Raw genomic sequence first — 22872 nt, 5'->3', positions numbered from 1 at the left:
ATATCAACGGATTATTAAGTTCTGCCGTCGTTGAGGACCTTCATTGAATGATGGATTTATGCAATCAAAAGCCGGATTTACTGCAAAATTGCATCACAGCATGGCCTCGTACCTCTTGAGCTTCCTTATTATTGTGGACTGGTCCACGCCCAGCATTTCGGCCGCCTTGTATGTGCTGCCGCCTTCTTCTATAGCCTGTTTTATCAATTGATACTCCACCAGAGCGCTGGCTTCTTTCAATGGCATCAGCCTTGAAACATAGACTCCGGCGGAATTATTCATTTCTTCCTTGTTGAAGAACTCCCCGGGCAAATCCTTTTTTGTTATCTGATTGTCTTCGGAAATTACCACCATTCTTTCTATCACATTTTCCAGTTCCCTCACGTTGCCGGGCCAGGAATACCTGATCAATACCTCCACCACCTCGCTGGTCAACTGCTTCGAGCGGTTGTATCTTTCGTTGTAAATGTTCAGAAAATGATGGGCAAGGATGGGAATATCCTCCGGTCTCTCCCTCAAGGGAGGGATAGTAACCGGAACCACATTCAGCCTGTAGTACAGGTCCTGCCTGAATTTTCCTTCCTTAACCAGCTCTTTTAAATCTTTATTGGATGCCGCTATTATCCTTACATCCACATTTATGGTCTTGATGCCGCCCACCCGGATGAATTCCCTTTCCTGCAGCACTCTCAACAGTTTCACCTGCAATGAAAATGGAAGTTCGCTGATTTCATCCAAAAGCAGCGTCCCCTTGTCGGCGATTTCAATAAGGCCGGGTTTGCCTTCGCTTCTCGCCCCTGTGAAGGCTCCCTTTTCATAGCCGAAAAGTTCGGCTTCCAGCAAATTCTCCGGGATTGCGCCGCAGTTGATTTTGATGAAGGGGCCCGAACTCCGGTCGCTTATATTGTGGATGTACTTTGCCAGAACTTCTTTTCCCACTCCCGTCTCTCCGTATATCAAGACTGTCGACTCTACATTCGCAACCTTGTTTACCATTTCCAGGAGTTTTTCCATGGCTTTGCTTCTATATATAACTTCAGAATTTTTAAGGTGGGCTATCCTGAGGGAAGACAGCTCTCGTTCATACCTCTGCAGGAGGGCTTTTGTCTGTTTTAATTCAGCCTTCAACTTCTCCTCATCGGTGATATCCTTGGATATACTCACTACCCGCTTGATGTGGCCTTCATCATCAAAGACTGGTGTGGCGGTAACCAGGAGTTTCCGGCCGGTTTTGGTTTTCTGAGTCACGGTAACCGGCTTTTTCTCTTCTATAACCATCCGGGTTGCGGATGGAAGGTACATCCCGCTCTTTTCCAGGTCTTTGACATTTTTGCCTATGAGGCTTTCCGGCTTTACGCCGTATAATTTTTCGCAGGATGAACTTATCCTTACCTTTGAACCGGAACCATCGGTGATGCACGCCAGGTCATCCGAGCAGGCCATAAAAGCTTCAAGGTCCGTCTTCACCAGGTCAAGCTCGGTTTCGAGAGACCTTAAAACTTTTAATAAAAAAGAAATGACCTCATAAAATGTAATAACGCCACACACCTTGCTATTTTTATTCAATACTACGAAATTTTCGCCGCCATATTTTTCAAAATCTATAAAATCTTCTTCCTTCAACACCTGGAGTGGGGAAAGGGGAATATCTGATCCGTTCCTATTGTTGCGGTCTGAAAACAATTCAACCGGCGAATTGTCATCATCCAGTACCACTGCATACTCGCAATTTTGAAAATGAATTTTATCGTTTTGGCCGTTTACCCCCAGTTCGTAAACACGAACGTTTTTGTTCATGATTTTCGCGGCGATCTCCTTCATGATTGAATCACCCTTGAAAATTTTTTATATAGTACAAATATTATATCACATCGGGTGAAATATTTCTTCCTAAAATATTGCATCCACTGCCAGCATTTTTTCCGGGCAAGCCTTTTTTTGATTACACAAAAAGCCGCGGATGTTGCGCGGCTTTCTGATAACAACAATAAACCTGGATCTAATTTTTAAAAAACTGCGGCAGAAATTCCCTGTTTTCTTCCAGAATATCATCCAGAATCTTTTTGGCCACCGACAAAGATGGCACCAGAGGATGAATGGTCAATGCCTGAAGGGCAGAACTGTAATCTCCATTTACCCCCGCCTCGATGGTCAGTTCTTCATAGGCTTTTACCACCTGCATCAATCCTCTTATCCTGGCGGGCACATGGCCCACACTCAATGGGTGGGCTCCATTTTTATCTATTACGCAGTTGGTCTCCACAACCGCATCATCGGGCAGATCAAGAATCGCTCCCCGGTTTTTTACATTTACCACCTGAATGTCCCTTCTGTCGTTAACTATGGAGCTTATCAGGTTGCAGGCCGCATAGGAGTAAAGGGCCCCGCCCCTCTTTTCAAGCTGGGGTGGCTTTATATTAAGTGCCGGGTCCCTGTAAGTCTCAAAAAGCTCCTGCTCCACTTTTTTAACTACTTCTCCTCGAGTGCCCGCATGGGCAGCCTCTCTTTTCTCTTCCTCCAGCATTCTGTCAGCCATGTAGTAGTATCTGTGATAGGGGCATGGAAGCATCCCCAGGGATTTTATCAAGTCCTTATCCCATTGCAGGTCCGGTATGTTCCTCATGGTCAGGTTTCCTTCGCAGGAAAGCTTATGTAGCAAATCTTTTGTTACATCCTCTCCGTCAAGAAAAATTTTCATTCCCCAAACCAGGTGGTTTAATCCGGCAAATTGTATATACACCCTTTCCATTTCTACTCCGAAGGCTTTCGCCACGTAGCTTACCATGTTGACGGGAACATTGCAGAGCCCCAGTATTTTGACGCCTGTATGCTTCAGCACCGTTTCCGTGATGATGCCCGATGGATTTGTGAAATTTATCAGCCAGGCATGGGGAGACAGTTCTTCCACGTCCCTGCACACATCCAGTATTGCCGGAATGGTCCTCAATGCTTTGGCAAAACCGCCAGGCCCGGTGGTCTCCTGGCCTATGACGCCGTATCTCAGGGGGATTTTTTCATCCCTTATGCGGGCATCCAGCCCTCCCACTCTGAACTGGGTTATCACAAAATCGGCGCCGGCAACAGCTTCCCTACTGTCCAGGGTCATATGAATATTGATATCCAGGCCGGTCCTTTCTACCATGCGCCGGGCAAGGCCGCCAACGATTCCCAGCTTTTCTCTGCCCTGTTCTACATCCATAAGATAAATATCCTTTACGGGGAGCTCCGAATATCTTTTAATAAATCCCTCCATGAGCTCGGGCGTATAGCTGGAACCTCCGCCGATGACGGCTACCTTCAATTCCTTTTTCACATCGCTCTCCCCTTTTAGTTAATTTTTAAAAAATGCTCAGTCTCCAGCTTTTCCCTTTTCCGAATCATTGGGAACCGGTCGGGCCACTCCCTATGGACCTCAATTTAAATCTGAACTTCTGCCAGGGACGCAAGTAATCCAGCAGAAATACTTCCTCGGGCGCTATCCTGCCCACCACGCTGATTTTGCCGGTGTTTTTCATGTCCCGCAGGGCCACCTGGAGTTCACCGGCATATCTTTCGTAAAGAGAGCTGTGTATCAAAAGGTCCCCCTTTTTTATATCCTCTTGGGCATTAAAGAGCTTAAAATAATTTCCTCTATATTTTACCCGGCTTTCCGTAGACCTTACCACGTACTCAGACGCGTCACCCCTGTTTATGTGTGTCTCGTTCAGCACGATCTTTTTCTCGATTTCGGATACACCTTCCTCCAGCTCCACATTGAAGCTCAGCACATCCCTGTCCATTGCCCCCAGAAGTTTTAATTCCTCCTCCGATGCATAACAATCTCCTATGATGGCCGCGTCCACAAGGCTGGTATTGAACAGATCCTTCACCTGGGTTTCCAGGGGAAGGTCCCGATGTTCTTCCAGTGTGTACAGGCCGTCATAATCCTGCCATGCTCCGAAGGTGGCGCTGGGGGAAGTCACAAAGGCCGCAGTAGGTATGCCGCAGGATTTGAAGACTTCGGAACATTTATTAAAATGCGCCCTGGAAATCCCGGTGTACCTCAGAGGATAAAAATTATGGCATCCCAGAAGGTTGGCGATATTCGGCTTATACTCAATTATGTTTTCAAGATATTTTGTCCCGGAACTCATATTTATCTCAATTTTAATGCCGTACGGGTTGTAAGTCATGATGCTTTCCTCTAGACCCGTAAAGCCAATGTCAAGGCGGATTCCGAAAAGACCCAGGTCATGAAAAAATTTCATATCGTTAAAGGTAATATTCATGTTCTTTAATACTTCCGGATTTATATCGGCTATTACTTTCATCCCTCTTTCTCTGGCATAGTAACAGATCTTTTTAAACTTTTCTAGCACCGACCGGTCCTCTTCTATGGAAATTAAGTTTGTAAAGACTCTCGTGAATCCATATTTTCCGGCTTTATCCAAATACCCGAGGATGTCTTCCATGCTTGCCTTCTCTGGATATACGGAAACCCCCAGTTCTTTCATTATATTCATCCCCTTATTCCGCCGGATTTTTAAGCTTTCGGTATATGTTAATGAACTCCCGGGCCAGAGTATTTATGGTGATGGCATTCATAAGGTGGTCCTGGGCATGAACCAGAAGTATAGACATGGTAAAATTCTCGCCGGATGCTTCTCTGTGCAGCAGGGATGTCTGTATATTATGCACCATTATTAGTTTGTCATCGGCTTCTTTCAGGTAACTTTCCGCTTTTTCATATTCTCCGATTCTGGCACATTCGATAGCTTCCATGGATAAACTCCTGGCTTCTCCGCTGTGCGTTATCAAAGCTAGTATGTCTTTTTCCATATCCATAAGATAATCTCTCCTCGATATAAAAAATGTCCTGATATTAATGCATAAGCTATTGTGTATGCTGCATGCCGGGAATTTAAAGTAACGGACTTTCTTCCGTTACTTTAAATCGGGCGTATCCAAGTCATTTTTTGATTTCTGCCGATCCAGCAGAATCACAAAGGGGATATATATGATGGTCGCTATAGCCAGATTAATTAAAGCCACTATCGCAGCTCCGATACTACCTCCCGTGGCTAAAAAGGCCCCGATTCCCACGGGCGATGTCCACGGAATCGCAACATAAGTGGGGGAAGCCAGTCCAACTGCCGTTGCAACATATGAAATTAAAGTGAGGATCGGTTCCACGATTACAAATGGTATGAACAATATGGGATTTAATACTATTGGAAGGCCGAAGATCACCGGTTCATTGATCTGGAATATGCCCGCCGGCAGGGCGAGCCTGGCTATGTTCCTCAAATCCTGCCTTCTTCTGGCTACGAACAAAATGGCGATGATCAATCCCAGCGTCGCTCCGGAACCTCCTAGATGGGAGTAGGTATCAAAAAATACTCTGGTGATAAGGTTCGGCGGCACGGCTCCGGACTGAACGGCAGCAGTATTGGCCTGCAGCGCTGGCAGATATATGGCGTTCATAACAGGATCCAGCAAATTGGCTCCGTGCAGGCCGAAAAACCAGAAGAGCGTTATCAGAAATGTGGCCAGCATGGCAGACCACACACCCTGCCCCATATTCTGGAGCGGTGTTTGAATGGTTTTCAAAATGATATCGTACAGGCTGGTGCCGCCCATGGCAGTAATCAGCGCCGTCAGAATTCCGAAAACAAACACCGTTATAATGCCGGGTATCAATGCGGCAAAGGCCCTTCCAACAGCTGGAGGGACATCCCCCGGAATGTTTATGACAAGGCGCGCTTTTATCAGCTTTACGAATATCTCGGTAGCCACCAGTGCCACAACAAGGCCTGTAAAGAGAGCTGTGGCATCGAGATAATTTATCTTTATGAAGCCCCAGCCCACTCCCTCAGGCGCCTGGGGAAGGGTGATAATAAAAGATGCCACCGCCACCAGCCCGGCAGCAAGCCCATCTTCATCATAGCTTTTTGCCAGATTGTATCCGATGGAAAAAACTATCAGCAGGGTCATGACAGCAAAGGTTCCCCACCATATGGCGCCGTTTACAGGCGTTAAAAATTTTAGGGCTGGTATCCAGACGCAGACGGTGTTGTTAATAAGCACCGCCAGAGAACCTGCAATAATTAACGGCATGATTGCAGCAAAACCATCCCGGATGGCCACAAGATGTCTCTGAGACCCTATTTTAGCTGCCACCGGCACAAAATGTTTCTCCATCCATCCTATAAAGGCTTCCATTTTCAAATCCTCCTTATAAAATTTATTTGTTTTCCTGCTGCATAAGCTTGAGGGCCTGTTCCAGTACCGCCTCTCCGTTCATCATCCCGTAGTCCCGGCTGTTTATAATGTCCAGCACCAGTTTTTTGCTGGCCAGGGTCTTTTTGAGCTCATTGTAAAGATATCTCACCTGGGGACCCAGCAGAAGTACGTCCATGCTGTCATAATGATTTTTGGCGTCCGCCTGGGATGTTGAAAAAATTTCCACATCCGCAAGGCCCTTTTTCCGGGCTGCCTCCTGCATCCTTTTTACGAGAAGGCTCGTGGAAGACCCCGAAGAGCATACCAGCATAATTCTCTTCACGCTTTCACCTCCTCTGCACTTTTAAATAATAAAGCATATTTCATGCCGGAATAATGGTTTTACAACTGACAAGAAACTGCGGGGATATAAAGGATTTCAGGCTATCGACAAAAATAAAAGCGTGTATTATCCGAATACACACTTCTGCACACTTACATATATTATTTACACGCCTCCATCGCATTTTCCATAAACATGCGGCAAAGATAAGCGCACTCGTGCTGCCCAATTTTTATATTAAAATGCTCTTCCAGAGTCTTTACGCTATTTTTTATCGCATCAAGCTCGCCGTCATGTTCCCTTTTATAATCATCGATTCCCTCAAAATCGCTTTCCTGGCCGCCGGAGGCCAGCTTTTCCACAAGAAAGCACAAATGCAGTACTATACCCACCTTCACATCCGGCGGAATCTGCAGCTCCAGCATTCTTTGTATATTTTCAACGATAAAACGGCACATTCTAAAACAGGCTCTTCCATCCACAGCTTTCAGATATTCACCAAGAGAAGTTTCTATTTTTTCATAAGTATCGGCTTCATCAATAAGATTTTGCAAGGCAGCCTTTGCTTTGCCGGTAAAAAGATCTACAGCAGTAATATACGGTGTGCCGGGCACTGTAAAATCCAGCGTCCCCACCACTGCAACAATGTTATAATTTTGCCGGTACTTCTCAACAGTTGTGTAAAATTGGTTCTTATCTATAAACTCCACGGGTACAATCTTTATACCGCTCTTATTTTGCAGATATTCTTCCGCCAGAATCCTTTTCAGTTCTTTTGCGGCACCCTGCCCCGTAAAACAGGCGGTAATTATTATGTTTTCTTTTCTTTTTTCATCCTGGAGCCCGGTGGGGATGCTTCTCGAATTCATCTTCAAAACCGATTCATATATATCATCCAGTTCTTTTCCCATTACCGCTTTGTGGCATGCATCTATAACCATTAGCGTAGTCACCATGTCCACCGTTTTTATCTTAATATTGGTTTCTTCGGATATCATGTCGCCGAAATTTTTTAGGGAACCCATGTCCACCAGGAGCAAAACGCCCCTGCCGCCATCGACCGAAAGGGCGCTGTCTTTTATGATGCTGTACATCGTTTCGGGGCTCATGCTCAAAGGCATATCGAGGCCCACCGCATGGTTTACGCCGACTATTTCGTTTGCCACCTGGGCCATGCTGCTGGCCGTGGAATTGCCGTGCATCGCCACCACAACTCCCACCTTGCACTGAGGCTCTTCTTCTTCCTTTCTGGAATCGGGGACGAAGAACATGGCAAGATAGCCTATTTCATCAAGAGGCGTCTCCACCTGAAATTCCATATCGATAAGTTTTGCCGCCTCCACTGCCACAATAAATTCATCAGGATAGTTTTTTCTTATTATGTTTATTCTGGGATTGTATATCTTGCCGCCTGATTCTATGCGGCCGATGGTCTTTTGCAGGTGGAGGGCGAGGCCGAAAAAGATCTTTTCATCCATATATCTGTTCAGCCTTTTTTCAGCCATGTTCAGTATTTTCTCCGCAACTATCAAGAACTTTTTCCCCACTATTTTGGAAATTTCATCCTTCCTGTATTGGCCGGGCATATTCCGAATATATCTTTTGAAATGTTTCTCGATTTCGCCATTTAAAATCCTACTTACTTCTTTTTCATCCATGCCGCTCTTTATTAAAATATCCATCTTTTTCTCTATAACATCGTAAAAATACTCATCTTCACTATTCTCAAAAGAAATCATGCCGGAACCTTTGCCCGACGAGAAATAGAGCATATCTTCATCATTGCCTATTAATTTTTCTACCTCCTGCCTGTAGTAATGCATTTTCATGATTCCTTTTTTTACATGGGTAGGAAGATCTTCGGATGATATCACCAGGTATTCCCTGTTTTGCGACTTATAGTTTAAAAACGCCCTGGCACAGGCTATCTGAATGTCACTCTTCAACTGCCCCACATTTCCGGCGCATTCGTACAGCAAAAATGATATAAAACAGTTCCTATCAATGTAAATGTCTCTGCTTATACGTCTCGATTCTTCTTTCAAGAATAAGCAAATGAGATCGCGCCTTTCGGCCAGGCTTCTTTCTCTCAAAGGCGGCAGCGCTATTATTACCGGTATTCTTCTGACAAAGGTCTTCAAAAGACAGGACTGGGGCTCTTCGGTGGTGGCGGCTATAATTCTGACGCTTGCCCTGACGATTTTTTCGGTTTCCCCCAGGGGTCTAAAATATCCCCGATCCATATATGTGAAAAGTAATTCCTGGCCCTGGGGCGGCAGGCGATGTACCTCATCTAAAAATATCATCCCCGTGTCGGCCTTTTTTAAAAGGCCCACCCTGTCATCTTCCGCACCGGTATATGCTCCCTTCTTGACTCCAAAAAGTTGTGCAACCAAAAGCTGCGGGTTATCGGCATAATCCGCACAGTTAAAGCTTATAAATGGTGCATCATCCTGTATTACCCCCGACTCCCTGGCAAATCCGTACATGGCCTCTGCAAACATGGACTTGCCGGCACCGGTTTCGCCGAGCATCAGCACCGGAAGACCTTCGGGCGGATAAAGTACAGCCGCCTTTGCCAGTTGAATGGCCGTCTTTAAGCTCATGTCCGAACCTACGAGTCTGTCCAGGGAAATCAAGCTGCAGCGACGGTCATTTAACCTCTGTAACCGTGGAGATTTTTTCGTATCCCTGGGTTTATAGAGCACCGGTTTACCTTTTGACTTATCAATCTTGCCATTGCTACACAGTTCATTCAAATATCTGCTGACATTTGCTCTATCCATCCCCAGCTTTGCGGCAATTTCTGCGGCGCATACCCCATCACTTTTATCCTCGGCTAACTTTATAAGTGTTTCAAAAACCTCATCTATCTTCCTCATAAAAATCATCCCTAATAAAAGCTAATGCCCGGGAATTACCCCTATCCATATAATAATGTTTATACAGAAAAATGTAAAGGATGCGAGTTTTCAATTATAATGGGGTACATTATAATCATAAAGTTCACACAAAATGGCAATGCGTCCATTTAAAATATTTATAAAAGTGTGATATAATTATATCTGAAAATCTTTTATGCTTTATCAAATCGAGGTGTAAAAATTGATTGAACTGAAGGTTAAAGCCGTCACCGTCGATGCAGCCGGGAATTTTTCGGTGCTGCTGGTGGATGATGAGGAAAAAAAATTCCTTCATGACGGCCACCACATTGGGGTCTATTTCCGAGGCCGGGCGCGTTCCGGCACTGAAAGCCTCTATCACATCCTTGCCGTATTTTCTTGCAAAACCTTCCGCCATCTGACTTCTGCAGGAATTTCCCACACATATGAAACCAACCTTGAATGCCATTTATCGATATTCCTCCTTTTGCAGGTTTTTAACAATAGCCAGGTAAATTTGTCGAATTATAATCATATAGTATATGTTGGCTAAATTCTTGTCAATGCCATTGCTTTAAATTCACTTCTATTCTTGTATTATTCATCGAAGTGAGTAAAAAAGCATTGAAGTTAAGTCGGAAATTTAATATAATTGAGACAGGGAGAGGGAGGAAAGGATGATGAGCATGCCTTTGGAAGATATGGAGAAAATGAAAAAAGAGGTTGCCGGAGGAGCAGACGATCGCCCAGATGAGCCAAAAATTCCTGAAATCGGTTATTTTTATCTTGCGCAACAGATAAATACTATTATGCAAATGTTAAATGAATCCAGAAATAATACGGATATACGGTTTGATAATCAAAGGCATGAATTTAGGGCTGAAATAAAGGGGCTAAAAGATGAAATTAAAAATGATATTAGTGAATTAAAAGGCAAATTTAATGAGTTCAGGGATAATACAGATACACGTTTCGATAATCAAAAGCAGGAATTTAAAGCCGAAATAAAGGGGCTAAAAGATGAAATTAAAAATGATATTAGTGAATTAAAAGGCAAATTTAATGAGTTCAGGGATAATACAGATACACGTTTCGATAATCAAAAGCAGGAATTTAAAGCCGAAATAAAGGGGCTAAAAGATGAAATTAAAAATGATATTAGTGAATTAAAAGGCAAATTTAATGAGTTCAGGGATAATACAGATACACGTTTCGATAATCAAAAGCAGGAATTTAAAGCCGAAATAAAGGGGCTAAAAGATGAAATTAAAAACGATATTAGTGAATTAAAAGGCAAATTTAATGAGTTCAGGGATAATACAGATACACGTTTCGATAATCAAAAGCATGAATTTAGGGCTGAAATAAAAGGACTAAAAGATGAAATTAAAAACGATATTAGTGAATTAAAAAGCAAATTTAATGAGTTCAGGGATAATACAGATACACGTTTCGATAATCAAAAGCAGGAATTTAGGGCTGAAATAAAAGGACTAAGAGAAGAAATCAAAAAAGATATAAGTGAATTAAAAGGCGAATTTAACGGCATAAAAACATGGTTTATTGGGACAATAGTCGGAATTGTAGGCATTATTATTGCCATTGTAGGGTTAATATTAAAACCGTAGGGTGGAAGAATCCACCCTACAGCATTATCTCCTGGCCTTCCGCCACGACTGTTTCCCTGTTTCTCACGGTTTTATTGTCCAGAACATAATACACATACTTCATGTTTGCCGTGCGATGCTTTAGCTGAGGAAAACGCTCCAGCAGCTCTCGCTCTATGTCTTGTATTTTAATCGTGCTGTCGATGTCCATTTCGTATTTTTCCAGCTTTAAAAACATGTCTTGGCCATAGCACAGTATGAGCAACCATCACCCCAGAAAAAGTAGATATTAACAGTCATATTGCAGCGCTCCTTTATGTATGGGGTCTCAGCTCGCAGTGTCGTTCGGTCTTCAGGGGATGTAATTCTCTCCTTGTCGTCGAGCGCGTCTTTATATAGTGCATGGTGTGATGTTGTGTAACCTTCTCGCAGTCCTCTTGGGGGGCTCGGTCGTGGCCGGATTCGTGTCGTTTATTCTATACTGCCTCAGATGCCGTAAGCTCTTTTGACATCCCGCTGGCCTTTCCTATAGTGGAAGGCTCATCAGATATTGATTCCCTTCCATGGAACCCCGAAGAACGTTTCCCCTATTAATTCTTCTATTCGTAATCTATCTTGGTGTGACGCATACTCAATGACAATTATTCCTTTTCCCGGACAAGGAGATTCTATTTTTACAAATATGAATCCTGGATTTACATTTTCAATCTCTTGAATTAGGTCCCGGTGTTCTTCTACAATTTGTTCAACTTCAGACAATGCCGGCAATTTCTCACAGCTGACACCATGTGGTCGATTATCATATACGACGTCGGCAATCTTATTTTTGAAGAAATGGGTCTTATATTCGACACCTATTCCTACTATAATCACAATCATCATTGCGAGCAACCCTATTTTACCTTTTAGCCTGCTCATATATGTCCTCCTTGTGTTTAAATTAGCTGCCTGCCCAATTTATCATTGGACAGGCAACTTTTTCGCTATGGCATACCCTAGAAATTATTATGCCACCAACGGCAATAAGCTCCCCAGTTCCAATATGGCCAAACATAGGAAAATATCTCTGGGTTAGGTTCCCCATACTGTACTGCATACCGAGAGCTGCTCTGTATCCGCCCATGGTTACGAAAGCGCGGAGAGCTACAAGTTCCATATGGCCCGGTGTATGCTCTTCCATAAGTAAAGTCTACCCAATCGCCATTATCGTTTGTGCAGCCTTCTTCACATGCATATTCTGCCGTACGGTGGAAACCAGCATCAAGGAGGCTCTGTTCCGGATCATCTGAAGAATAGTAATACCACTTTGGCGTAGAGTCCGGTACTGGATAATCATAAGTTCCGCAAGGATGCGGGTCACTGGCAAGTGGTGAAGAATCGAGAGTTGCGTTGTCCTTGCCGGATTCAAACCGCTGTGTCATTTGAGTAAAAAACTTTGCGACTCTGGGATATTTCTGCAAAGGCACGTCCAATTGAGTTATATCTTTGATTCCACTTGTGAATGCTGCCTTTGCCATATCATTTTGAAAGGCAACTATTTCTTGCGCTAACAAGACTACATCTTTTGAAAATCCATCTTCAAGAGCAGCATTAGTATCAAAGGTCTGAAGCCTAATTCCATTACTATCAATGTATTGTATATAAGGCTCTAATCTGGCAAGTTCTTGGGTGATTTGGCTTGGAGCTAGTTCACCAGATTGAGTTTCAGTCGATGCCATCAATGCAGATACCTGAACAGCGGATAAAGCAAATAACAAGCATAAAACTATCCCGTATTGCCAATACCTCCTTAAGATTTTACTCAACTTAAATCCCTCCATTTAATTTTTTTAGATCAAGTCTTTACCACTTGAAAACGAATTAAAAAAATGATTTAATGGAATTGTAATAGTGGTTATGGACGGCATAACAGGGGCACGCGATTGTCAGGTCAGTACCCGGTTGGCTGCCCAATCCACTATTACTTTTTGTGGAGGATCCCGGAGTTGATAAATTAACACGTTCCTTCACCTCCTTGATACTTGATTTCTAATGCAATTCCAAGGGATGAGTGGTTTTACGATACTATTTTTTTAGTTCCTCAAATTTCATCCCTTTATATATAACATGACATTAGATTGCCAAAATCACACTTTTTTTAAAACATTTTTTTTGGAGATCTTCTGATTTAATTGTCTTACTTTTGCCTTAATTCTACCATCTGTCCCATAATATTTCTATAGCATGTGCGCAACCCGTAGAAATCGCGTCGCGAAACGTAGGAATTGTTATCTGAAACGTCGTTTTCTATGCATCAAAAAATTAGTCCTGAAAAAAATTGATTTTAATCTACGAATTTTTCTGAGGCAACATCGAATTTAAATACATCGCCATTCTCCGATGTCAAGGTCAAAATCAGCCCCTCGTAGCCTGTGATCTTTACGGCTCCAACCTTCTCGGGAGTTTTGATTATGCTGGATGACTTGATGCCGCGTCCTTTGCCGCTGTTAAAGCGCCTGATGAGAATCACTCCCTGAGTGACATTTTCACTGAGAAATTTTAAGATGACATTATCACAGAATAACTATATTGCAAACTTTTTACTATTGCCTTCAATCAATTTATGTGTTATTATTTAAGAAAATTTAATAAGATAGTCTTCAGGGCAAGGTGAGAAGGTAAAACCTTCAATTCCTGACCGGCGGTAAAAAGCGAAAGCTTCAAGCCCGCGAGCCGAAAGGCAGATCCGGTGTGATTCCGGGGCCGACAGTAAAGTCTGGATGGAAGAAGACGAAGTTAGGCGGTATTAATTAGTTATGCCAACACGCCCTGAAGATTTTTCTTCAGGGTTTTTTATTTTATCATAAGTTAAGAACTTCCGGCTCGGTGGGAGAAGTTGGATTTTCTTTAAGGGATTTTTATTTTATTGCCTGTAGGGAGGTAATTATGGATAGGGACAAATTTTTTATGGAAAGAGCTTTAAGATTGGCCGAAAAAGGGGTGGGTTCCACCAGCCCCAACCCCATGGTGGGAGCGGTGCTGGTAAAGGATGGAAAGATCATCGGTGAAGGTTTCCATAAAAAGGCCGGAGAGCCCCATGCGGAAGTGTTGGCCTTAAAACAGGCCGGTGAAAGGGCTAGAGGTGCTGAACTTTTTGTTACTCTGGAGCCCTGCAGCCATTACGGTAGAACACCACCCTGTGTGCAGGCCATAATAAAAGCCGGAGTGACAGGAGTGGTTGCCGCCATGGAGGATCCCAATCCTCTGGTCTCGGGTCGGGGCATTAAGATGCTGGAAGAAGCAGGGATACAGGTAAGAGTGGGGGTGATGGAGGAAAAAGCCAGGAAGTTAAATGAGGTATTCATAAAATATATCACCACAAAAAAACCTTTTGTGGTGGGGAAAATAGCTCAGTCGCTGGACGGCAAGATTGCATTATCCTCCGGAATATCTCGATGGATAACCGGGGAACCGGCCCGGATTAGAGCCCACGAACTTCGCAGTCGTTATGATGCAGTTATGGTGGGCATCGGCACGGTGCTGGCCGATGATCCGCTCTTGACATGCCGCCTGCCCGACCGAGAAAAAGATCATGTGAAAATAGTTGTGGATTCTACCCTGAAAATTCCCGTAAATGCCCGTTTGTTCCAGGACAGCGGCAAAGTTATAATTGCCGCTACTCAAAAGGCAGACAGGCAAAAAATGCGGGTTTTAAAAGAGCTCGGTGCCGATATCATAGAGACAGAAAGCAACGGCGGTGATATGGTAAATCTACCGCAACTTTTTGAAATCCTCGGAACTATGGGCATAACCGGAGTCCTTGTGGAAGGCGGTTCAAGACTTCTGGCGTCGCTTTCAAAGGAAGAACTTCTGGACAAGCTCATAATATTTGTGGCACCAAAGCTGATAGGGGCGGAGGGCTTAAGCTCCGTCGGAAACCTTTTTGTTGATGAATTAAAAAAGACCCCGAGATTTACCATAGGGTCTTTGGAGCAAATAGGTGAAGATATCATGCTGGAAGCTTACAAGGGGTGATCGAAATATGTTTACCGGCATCATTGAAGAAATCGGATGTATTTCACAGATTTTAAAAACGCCATCGGGAGCCGCAATAAAAATTTCCTGCCGCAAAGTTCTAGAGGGGTTAAGAGTTGGGGACAGTGTGGCGGTAAACGGAGTTTGCCTGACCGCTGCAAAAATCCAAAAAAACGGCTTTACGGCCGATATGATGCCCGAAACTCTAAAGAGCACCAATCTTGGGGAGCTGGTACAGGGTGATTATGTGAATCTGGAAAGAGCCGCAAGTACCGGCGGCAGGTTTGGAGGCCACATGGTATTGGGCCATGTGGACTGCACCGGCAAAATCATAAAAAAATATCCTGAAGGCAATGCGGTAGCCTTTTTGATAAGTGTTCCGCCAGAATTATCCAGTGAGATAATCCCCAAAGGTTCCATTGCCGTAGACGGCATCAGCCTGACAGTGCAGAAAGTAGGGCAAGCCCGGGGAACAAAAACAAATATGCCTTTTAGTTCCATAGAAGCTAACAGGGAAAATGCGGGGAAAGCAAGACAAAGTCAGGGGGCGGTGCATCTTAGATGGCGGCTGAAAAGGTAACTCCCGAAGCCATCAGCTTCATGGCATCCTACGGCCGGGGGCTCATATGCGCTCCCATAACCGAGGAAAGGGCAAGACAGCTGGATCTGCCGCTCATGGTGCGGCAAAATACGGAGCATATGGGCACGGCTTTTACGGTGACCGTGGATCACATAGAAAATTCCACGGGGATCTCGGCTTATGATAGGGCCCAAACCATAAAAGCCCTAATTGACCCTTCCACCAAACCCGAGGACCTTCGGCGACCGGGGCACATTTTCCCGCTGATAGCTAAAAGTGGCGGAGTGCTAAGAAGGGCGGGCCATACGGAAGCCGCGGTGGACCTTGCCCGGCTTTCGGGGCTTTATCCTGCCGGGGTCATATGTGAGATTATGAAGGACGACGGCACCATGGCAAGGTTACAGGATCTAAAGACCTGGGTTTACGCAAGATGCGTCTCTTGACCAACAATCCCAAAAAGGTAGTGGGCCTTTCGGGGTATGGCCTGGAGATAACGGAAAGGGTGCCACTTAAAATTCCGCCGACGAAATATGACATAAGATATTTACAGACCAAGAAAGAAAAATTAGGCCATTGGCTATAAGGAGGACTTTGATATGATAAAAAAAAATAGAGGCAAAACTTTCGGCTGAAAATCTAAAATTCGGCATTGTTATAAGCCGCTTCAATGAATTTATCACCGGGAAGCTTCTGGAAGGCGCACTGGACTGTCTTGGCCGCCACGGAGCCTGTGATGAAGACATCGAGGTGGTATGGGTGCCGGGGAGCTTCGAGATACCCCTTGCAGCAAAACTTCTGGCCCAAAGCGGCCGCTTTAATGCGGTCATATGCCGGGAGCCGTCATTCGTGGGGCCACACCGCATTTTGACTATGTAGCGGCGGAGGTCTCCAAAGGTATAGCACTGGTTTCGCTGGAATCAGAAGTGCCCACCATATTTGGAGTTTTAACCACCGACACCATTGAACAGGCTATAGAACGGGCGGGCACAAAAGCAGGAAACAAGGGCTGGGATGCGGCGCTCACCGCCATCGAAATGGCAAATCTAAAAAAGATGCTGGTTTAAAACAGGTTATATATTAAAAAAAGGGGCTGATTTGTCCCTTTTTAATTTACCTTTATAACGCTGCTGTATTTTGCCTGTCATTTCTCAAATTAATTCATCCCATATTCTCAAATTGTGATACATTAATTAGTAGTATACTTTTCTTTGTTTTTCATTCCACAAAAATCTCAGTTTATTTGTTCAAAGATAGCTTTCGAATACCCTTCTATATCTCCAGGAGTAAGCATGCGGAATTTTTCTTTCACTGCGATGAAATATTCCCCGATCAATTCTTTAGATATTATACGGTTAGAATGCACATCCACCGGCAATCCGTCTCTGGTATGCCGCCATGGCTTTTCCAAATGCGTAAACTTTTCTAATGTTTTTCCGCTATAACAGCAGAAGTTTTTAATGACGCTATCCAGTATCGCTTTTTCAGAGGTTGTAAAAACCGATTCATCAAAATCTTCAACACTTTCAATAGGGTCAAACCGATAGGATGAATATCTGTTATACACATCCCTGTAAACCGGTCCATGAACCCATGCCTCACAGTCTTCGTCAAAAAGAAATCGTCCTTCAAAAGCGTAATAAAAGCCCTGGATATAATATAACGCTTTTTGTAAAGCCAATGGAGTAATATCCTCGCATTTATAAAGCAGATATTGGATAATTAAATCGAGCTTTGAGCCTGTGTTGTTTTCTTCTCCAAGCAGTTCCTGCACCTTCCGCTTACTTTTTTCATATGCCTGCAGTGATTTTAGATTATGTTTATTTTTCTCCAGTAATTCTTTATAATATGCCGGATCATCATAAATCTTTTGAAGAATATCCGAATACTGTTTTGTAGGCATGTCACCTTCACAATATCTCGAAAAAGTCATTTCTCCCCAACCTAAAAGCAATGACAGCGGACGTTTTCCAATATTATATTTTTGAGGAATTTCTAATATCTTCTCCAGCGAAATAATACCATTCTTTTGACGGTAAATATCATACAAAGCCTTCAGGTTTTCGTCCTCTATATCCGCTACATAGACTTCACTCCCACATTCCGTACATACAGCCCTCTTTCCGGTGTACTCATATTCTTCGCCTTTAAGCTTTCCCTTAATTAATGCAGTCTCTACCATGTATTCAACATCTCTTCTGCATTCCTCGCAAAATGTCTTACTCCTATTCATAAAGCGGCCTCCTTTCAAACTTTCTGATTGATCATCGGAAAAGATAATCAATCGGCTTGTTACGCTTATGAAACGATATGACAACCACTCGTTTTCTGCTTTCACTGTCAATAAGGTTAAACTTAGTATAAATATCAACTAGCTCCTCGATGCCATCAAAGTTAAATAACATGACTTGGGGACAAAATACATATATAACCTCATGTTCGAATCCTATTTTTGTATTTTGCAATGAATGGCAAAAATCTTCTGTTTTAATTTTTAACAAAATTTCTTTTTGTCTTCTGCTGCTTAGATTATATTCATTTATAAAATCTATATTTTCTTGCCTGTTCTCATTTTTTGATATAATAAATCTGCCTTCTCTAACACAGTCTTGTATCATTTCCAAAATCACATCAATCTGCTCCCGGGTATAGTTCTGATTGTAGTGTTGATTCATTGCATCACCTCTTTGTGATACAATGATACTATATTATATGCTTATTGTCAAGTTTTATGCATCAATTAGTGCATTTTTTCAAAATCCAATTGATTTTCTTTTTAAAGAGCGTATACTAAAAATAACAGATCCTACGAGCTTATATTAAGCGCAATACAGTAGGCCATAAAAATGCCCACTTAGGTAGATTGTTCTATCTAAGTGGGTTTCTTACTTATATACAAAAAGCTCGAGGGAAAGGCAAGTTTATGGACCGCCCATTCCGGAAGTTTCAGATTCCTCAGTTCCCGGTATCTTGTCTTAACTTTCTTCCATTGTTTCCACAGGCACATGCGTAGTCTTCTTCTTATCCATCCGTCGAGTTCTTCAAGTTTGCTGGGTGTTTCTGATAGCGCGAAGTATCCCAGCCATCCGCTAAGGTATGTGTTTAGTCTGTCTATTCTCTGGGTTATTCCATATCCGTTGCTTCTTGATGTTATCTCTCAGATTTTGTTCTTAACTTTGTCTATGCTCTGTGGTGCTATTCTTATCTTGGTTGTTCCATCTTTGGCGATGTACATGCTGAAGCCGAGGAATTTTCTCTTCCAGGGTCTGTCCACTGCGCTCTTTTGCGTCGTTTACTCTGAGTTTTAGTTTATTCTTCAGGAAAGCTGTTATGCTTTCCATTACCCGCGGGTACCCATCGAAGATGGGTGCCGCTCTTTTGCTTTTGACGTAGATGTTGCAATCGTCTGCGTATCTTACGAATTTGTGTCCTCTTTTCTCTAGTTCTTTGTCTAGGTCGTCAAGGCCGGGTACCCACCGAAGGTGGGTGGTGGCAAGAAGTGGACTTAGGGGCCCGCCTTGAGGTGTTCCTTCGTCGGTAATCTTGATTACTCCGTTTATCATTACTCCTGCCGCAAGATAGCTGCGTATGAGCTTTAATATGCGTTTGTCTTTTATCTTGCGAGCTACTCTGGCCATGAGTATGTCATGGTTTACTCTGTCGAAGAATTTCTCAAGGTCCATGTCCACTACCCAGTTATATCCTTGGTTTACGTATTGGCGTGCTTTCCTTACTGCGTCGTGGGCTCTTCGGTTGGGCCTGAATCCATAGCTTGATTCTGAGAATTCCGGGTCAAAGATGGGTGTTAGTACTTGCAACAGAGCCTGCTCTCAAGGCGGTCTGTGACGGTGGGGATTCCTAACAGTCTCACTCCTCCACTGGGTTTCGGGATTTCGACCCTGCGCACTGGTTGAGGCTTGTAGGTCCCCGTTGGCATTGTTGGGTCAGTTGGATAAGATTATGTTCCTTTGGAGGATCAATTTTATTCTCTTCCAAAAAGCCTTTTAGTGCCTTTTCTACTGCCTGATGAGAAAAAAAAGCATACATTATTATATCTTGCCTCTCTCATCATAATATTAGCACAATCCAGATCATCCAAGAAGAATGGCACCCATCTGTTCTCAGGCTTCATAAAGCACCTTTCCTTTCTTTATTACTTCCTCTTTAAAAAACATATCGTCTTCTAATTCTTTAACCTCTTCCGGTGTGTATACTATAATATCGGTATCAACATCTTCCTGTAGCAAATCCACCGTTTCTTCAAGCCTGTCATAAAAATTCTTTTCAGTATTTTTAATGACAACCAAATCTATATCGCTGTACTCATGGATATTGCCCGTTGCAAGGGAGCCAAAAAGTATGATTTTTAAAGGATTATATTTTTCGATCAATGTTGAAACAATTTTTTCAAGTTCTTTCTCAAGTTTCCGTTTTCTTTCGGTTATTATGTCTTCCTTCGACTGAACCGATTCCATATAAAGCCCTCCCGAAAACATCTATTGTTCGAATTTATTGTATCATTTGCAGATAATTTTCTCAACTTAGCTGGCTTAAAAACTATTTTTATTATCATCTTTCACATCAACTATCAGTGTCGTACCCGGTTTGATTGAATTGCGAAAAAATAATAATCTATCCCGACAGGATAGATTTATCTTTGAAAGTCGATATAAAATTCGAAACGGAAAGTGGTAAGGTTGGTGGAGGCGAGGGGAATCGAACCCCTGTCCGAAGGCACATCGATAAAAGCGTCTACAGGCTTATCTCCCGTTTTTATTCTCGCCGTCTTTTCTCCCGGGAGCAGGATAAAAGATGGGCCAGCTCCTTTAGTTTCTCCTGCAGTGCCGGAGCAACACTGCGGGAAGATCCCGGATTTATGACACCCTTTTCCCGGCCGCCGGGCGCTGCCGGGGAGGGCGCGCTACTTTAAATTAAGCAGCGAGTGCTAATTCGTCTTTGGCGTTTATTTTACGCTTCCGGATTTACGAGTCGGAACGCTCGACCTGCAGCTTTTATCCCTGCCGCCCCCGTCGAAACCAAACGCCCCCGTATTCATTTTTCTGCAATATTATTATACAACAAATGATATTATATAGCAAGCGACCATAGAACCTGATGTGGCGCTAAAACCAGTATATTTATAGAAGCGGGCATATTCTACCCGCTTCTATATTAATATTTGTTATTTGGATATATATGTGTCTTCAATTGTTATTCCCGACTGGAAACTCAAGAATCCCGGGAGATTTTGAAAGCCGTTCACTTCTTTTTTCATAGCATAACTCTGCTCACGCCAGGTTAAGAATACAAAAGGTGATAATTCAAGAGCACGTTGCACGAATCTGTCATATATTTCTTTTCTCTTGTTTTCATCCAAAGTAATCTTTCCTTCATCCAGCAGTTTGTTTATTTCAGGATCGTCGAAATACGCCGAGTTGTTCAGCCTTACCTCCCCGCCATAGAAGAAGTTGCTCAACCAGTCGGGGTCCGTTATATCACCCGATGTTCCCGCTACGAGAAAATCGTATTCGCCCTTGGTATTTTTTTCTATCCTTGTTGCCCAGTCAGGCAAATCCAGAGTCACATCTATTCCAATTTTTTTGAGCTCAGCCTGAACAGCGATAGCGGTCTGTTGATGCATGGAATACTGAGAAGTGGCCAAAAGCGTCGCTTTGAACCCATTGGGATATCCTGCTTCGGCCAGAAGCTGCTTGGCTTTTTCCGGATCATATTTAAAATAATTTTCATATTTTTTATCATATCCAAGATATCCTTCCGGTATCGCAATTCCGTATATGGGCTTTCCACGCCCGTTAAATGCCGTGTTTATTATGGCCATTCTGTCTATTGCGTAGGAAATGGCCTGTCTTACTTTTGGATCACTAAAAGGTTTAAAATGGGTATTGAATTGAAGCATCATAAATGGCCCGTTGGTGCTGTCAAGTTTCAAATTAGGGTCCTTTTCTATATATTCCGCATCCTTCCACGGAACATATTCAATAATGTCCACATCGCCTGCTTTAAGAGCATTTACCCGAGTACTCTCATCGCTGTAAAACACAAATTTTACTGTGTCCAATTTGGGAGTATCTTTTTTGTAGAAATCAGGAAATTTTTTAAGATTGATCTCCTGGCCTTTTGCCCAGTTTACAAACTGGAACGGACCGGCACCCATAGGGTTGGCGCTTAAATTGCCGCCTTTTTCTTCGGTCCACTTTTTGGACACTATACCCATTTCAGGTAAGGCCAAGTAATGAATAAATGGAGCATAAGGGTTCTTCAATGTTATCTTTACTGTGGATTCGTCTATTACTTCTACTTTATCGATGACGGATAATTCGTTTCTATATGTGGCACCAGTTTTTGGATCCAGAGTTCTTTCAATGGTAAATTTTACATCTTCGGCAGTGACCGGGTCGCCATTTTGGAATTTTGCTTTGCGCAATTTAAAAATATAGGTTTTACCGTTATCTTCTATTTGATAATCCTCGGCCAGTTCTTTCGACAGCTGTCCGTCTTTGCCGTAATTCAGCAAACCGCGGTATATGCACAATTTTATAGTTCTTTGTGGGGTTCCAATTCCCAGTCCTAGAAAACTTAGTCCTGATTCCAGGAGTATGGATGCAGCGATCGTCAAACTGACTTGGATGATTATCGGAGACAGTATATTGGGGAGAATCCCCTTTCTGACAATGCGTAAAAAACTTGCTCCAAGTGATATCTCAGCTTCAATATACTCCTGACTTTTTACCTGAATTGTCGATGCGAAAGCCAGTCTTGCAAAATGTGGGGTATACACTATTCCTATAGTGACAATCAGATTTTTAATTCCGGGGGCCCCAAAATCCGACTACCATCAAAGCCAGAAGTATCGGAGGAAAACAGAGTATTATATCCACTGTTCTCATTATAAGCTGTTCCGCTGCTCCTCCCAGATACCCCGCAAGAATTCCCAATATCAAGCCTGCACAAAGCGCCATCAGAGTCGCACCAATAGCCACTACAAATGACGGCCTTATGCCGAAGATAAGGCGGCTTAATATATCTCTGCCAAACTCGTCGGTGCCCAGAAGATGCCCGGGCGCCGAAATCCTGAGGACCATTTCAGGATCTATTGCAAGCGGATCATACGGAGCTATATACGGCCCCAAAATAGCTATAATAATTATAGGCAGTATTACAATAAAGCTGATAAGGAATGCTTTATTTTCTATAAATTTATGAAACATATTATCAACTCCGCTCAAA

General features: G+C 43.2%; 21 protein-coding genes, 1 other RNA gene, 3 pseudogenes and 1 riboswitch. Of the genes and pseudogenes, 5 read left to right on the top strand and 20 right to left on the bottom strand.

The window, feature by feature from the left end:
* Positions 1-93 precede the first annotated feature (93 nt).
* The 8 genes from AC6I1H_RS12735 to AC6I1H_RS12700 form a co-directional block, all read right to left on the bottom strand.
* On the bottom strand, positions 94-1821 hold the full coding sequence (locus tag AC6I1H_RS12735; protein WP_497737930.1) for a sigma-54 interaction domain-containing protein: 1728 nt from the start codon (positions 1819-1821) through the stop codon (positions 94-96).
* 178 nt (positions 1822-1999) lie between these two features.
* Entirely contained in the window at positions 2000-3313 is a 1314-nt protein-coding gene (locus tag AC6I1H_RS12730) for a 6-phospho-beta-glucosidase (protein ID WP_497737929.1), read from the bottom strand.
* 64 nt (positions 3314-3377) lie between these two features.
* Positions 3378-4493 (bottom strand): DUF871 domain-containing protein, encoded by a 1116-nt coding sequence (locus AC6I1H_RS12725; RefSeq protein WP_497740790.1) that lies wholly within the window; start codon positions 4491-4493, stop codon positions 3378-3380.
* Between the two features lie 13 nt (positions 4494-4506).
* Positions 4507-4824, bottom strand: a complete 318-nt coding sequence (locus tag AC6I1H_RS12720) for a PTS sugar transporter subunit IIA (protein ID WP_497737928.1) — start codon at positions 4822-4824, stop codon at positions 4507-4509.
* 99 nt (positions 4825-4923) lie between these two features.
* Positions 4924-6201 (bottom strand): PTS sugar transporter subunit IIC, encoded by a 1278-nt coding sequence (locus tag AC6I1H_RS12715; RefSeq protein ID WP_497737927.1) that lies wholly within the window; start codon positions 6199-6201, stop codon positions 4924-4926.
* A 22-nt stretch (positions 6202-6223) separates the two neighbouring features.
* Positions 6224-6544: a PTS sugar transporter subunit IIB gene (locus AC6I1H_RS12710; protein ID WP_497737926.1), complete on the bottom strand. Its 321-nt coding sequence runs from the start codon at positions 6542-6544 to the stop codon at positions 6224-6226.
* 161 nt (positions 6545-6705) lie between these two features.
* Positions 6706-9426 carry a sigma-54-dependent transcriptional regulator gene (locus tag AC6I1H_RS12705; RefSeq protein WP_497737925.1) on the bottom strand — a complete coding sequence of 907 codons (2721 nt, stop codon included), beginning with the start codon at positions 9424-9426 and terminating at the stop codon, positions 6706-6708.
* A gap of 124 nt (positions 9427-9550) precedes the next feature.
* Positions 9551-9895, bottom strand: a complete 345-nt coding sequence (locus AC6I1H_RS12700) for an arsenate reductase/protein-tyrosine-phosphatase family protein (RefSeq protein WP_497737924.1) — start codon at positions 9893-9895, stop codon at positions 9551-9553.
* A 211-nt stretch (positions 9896-10106) separates the two neighbouring features.
* On the opposite strand from AC6I1H_RS12700, the gene AC6I1H_RS12695 reads away from it, so the two are divergent.
* The gene (locus AC6I1H_RS12695) at positions 10107-11054 is read left to right on the top strand and encodes a coiled-coil domain-containing protein (protein ID WP_497737923.1); all 948 of its coding nucleotides are present in this window, start codon (positions 10107-10109) and stop codon (positions 11052-11054) included.
* Between the two features lie 16 nt (positions 11055-11070).
* Here AC6I1H_RS12695 and AC6I1H_RS12690 read toward each other — a convergent pair whose 3' ends face one another.
* From AC6I1H_RS12690 to AC6I1H_RS12675, 4 genes are all read right to left on the bottom strand, one after another.
* Positions 11071-11298: a hypothetical protein gene (locus AC6I1H_RS12690; RefSeq protein WP_497737922.1), complete on the bottom strand. Its 228-nt coding sequence runs from the start codon at positions 11296-11298 to the stop codon at positions 11071-11073.
* A 278-nt stretch (positions 11299-11576) separates the two neighbouring features.
* Positions 11577-11951 carry a hypothetical protein gene (locus AC6I1H_RS12685; RefSeq protein WP_497737921.1) on the bottom strand — a complete coding sequence of 125 codons (375 nt, stop codon included), beginning with the start codon at positions 11949-11951 and terminating at the stop codon, positions 11577-11579.
* Positions 11952-12028: 77 nt separating this feature from the next.
* Positions 12029-12838: a hypothetical protein gene (locus tag AC6I1H_RS12680; protein ID WP_497737920.1), complete on the bottom strand. Its 810-nt coding sequence runs from the start codon at positions 12836-12838 to the stop codon at positions 12029-12031.
* 518 nt (positions 12839-13356) lie between these two features.
* Positions 13357-13542 (bottom strand): hypothetical protein, encoded by a 186-nt coding sequence (locus tag AC6I1H_RS12675; protein WP_497737919.1) that lies wholly within the window; start codon positions 13540-13542, stop codon positions 13357-13359.
* A 122-nt stretch (positions 13543-13664) separates the two neighbouring features.
* Positions 13665-13808: riboswitch (FMN riboswitch) on the top strand.
* 150 nt (positions 13809-13958) lie between these two features.
* Here AC6I1H_RS12675 and ribD point away from each other — a divergent pair.
* The 4 genes and pseudogenes from ribD to ribH all read left to right on the top strand — a co-directional run bounded on the left by ribD (position 13959) and on the right by ribH (position 16691).
* Positions 13959-15047 carry a bifunctional diaminohydroxyphosphoribosylaminopyrimidine deaminase/5-amino-6-(5-phosphoribosylamino)uracil reductase RibD gene (gene ribD, locus AC6I1H_RS12670; protein WP_497737918.1) on the top strand — a complete coding sequence of 363 codons (1089 nt, stop codon included), beginning with the start codon at positions 13959-13961 and terminating at the stop codon, positions 15045-15047.
* A 7-nt stretch (positions 15048-15054) separates the two neighbouring features.
* Positions 15055-15627, top strand: coding sequence for a riboflavin synthase (ribE, locus tag AC6I1H_RS12665; protein WP_497737917.1), 573 nt, complete (start codon positions 15055-15057; stop codon positions 15625-15627).
* Positions 15609-16210: pseudogene (gene ribB / locus AC6I1H_RS12660) on the top strand (3,4-dihydroxy-2-butanone-4-phosphate synthase); the annotation flags it as partial. The gene ribE and the pseudogene ribB, both read left to right, overlap by 19 nt.
* Positions 16211-16236: 26 nt before the next feature.
* Positions 16237-16691, top strand: a pseudogene (ribH, locus tag AC6I1H_RS12655) (6,7-dimethyl-8-ribityllumazine synthase).
* Between the two features lie 167 nt (positions 16692-16858).
* On the opposite strand, the gene AC6I1H_RS12650 reads toward ribH, so the two are convergent.
* From AC6I1H_RS12650 to AC6I1H_RS12615, 8 genes and pseudogenes are all read right to left on the bottom strand, one after another.
* Positions 16859-17857 (bottom strand): type II TA system antitoxin MqsA family protein, encoded by a 999-nt coding sequence (locus tag AC6I1H_RS12650; RefSeq protein WP_497737916.1) that lies wholly within the window; start codon positions 17855-17857, stop codon positions 16859-16861.
* Between the two features lie 31 nt (positions 17858-17888).
* Complete coding sequence (locus AC6I1H_RS12645) at positions 17889-18299, bottom strand: hypothetical protein (protein WP_497737915.1); 411 nt, start codon at positions 18297-18299, stop codon at positions 17889-17891.
* Between the two features lie 239 nt (positions 18300-18538).
* Positions 18539-19552: pseudogene (gene ltrA, locus AC6I1H_RS12640) on the bottom strand (group II intron reverse transcriptase/maturase); the annotation flags it as partial.
* Positions 19492-19671: a HEPN domain-containing protein gene (locus AC6I1H_RS12635; protein WP_497737914.1), complete on the bottom strand. Its 180-nt coding sequence runs from the start codon at positions 19669-19671 to the stop codon at positions 19492-19494. The gene AC6I1H_RS12635 and the pseudogene ltrA, both read right to left, overlap by 61 nt.
* 74 nt (positions 19672-19745) lie before the next feature.
* Positions 19746-20099: a nucleotidyltransferase domain-containing protein gene (locus AC6I1H_RS12630; RefSeq protein ID WP_497737913.1), complete on the bottom strand. Its 354-nt coding sequence runs from the start codon at positions 20097-20099 to the stop codon at positions 19746-19748.
* A gap of 223 nt (positions 20100-20322) precedes the next feature.
* Positions 20323-20672, bottom strand: a transfer-messenger RNA (tmRNA) gene (ssrA, locus tag AC6I1H_RS12625).
* A 134-nt stretch (positions 20673-20806) separates the two neighbouring features.
* Positions 20807-22432: an ABC transporter substrate-binding protein gene (locus AC6I1H_RS12620; protein WP_497740789.1), complete on the bottom strand. Its 1626-nt coding sequence runs from the start codon at positions 22430-22432 to the stop codon at positions 20807-20809.
* 16 nt (positions 22433-22448) lie between these two features.
* Positions 22449-22853 (bottom strand): ABC transporter permease, encoded by a 405-nt coding sequence (locus tag AC6I1H_RS12615; RefSeq protein WP_497737912.1) that lies wholly within the window; start codon positions 22851-22853, stop codon positions 22449-22451.
* Positions 22854-22872 lie beyond the last annotated feature (19 nt).

The organism is Biomaibacter sp. TOL, assembly GCF_059717795.1.
Note: the sequence above shows the minus strand (reverse complement) of the source record. Positions and strands in the feature narration are given on the sequence as shown.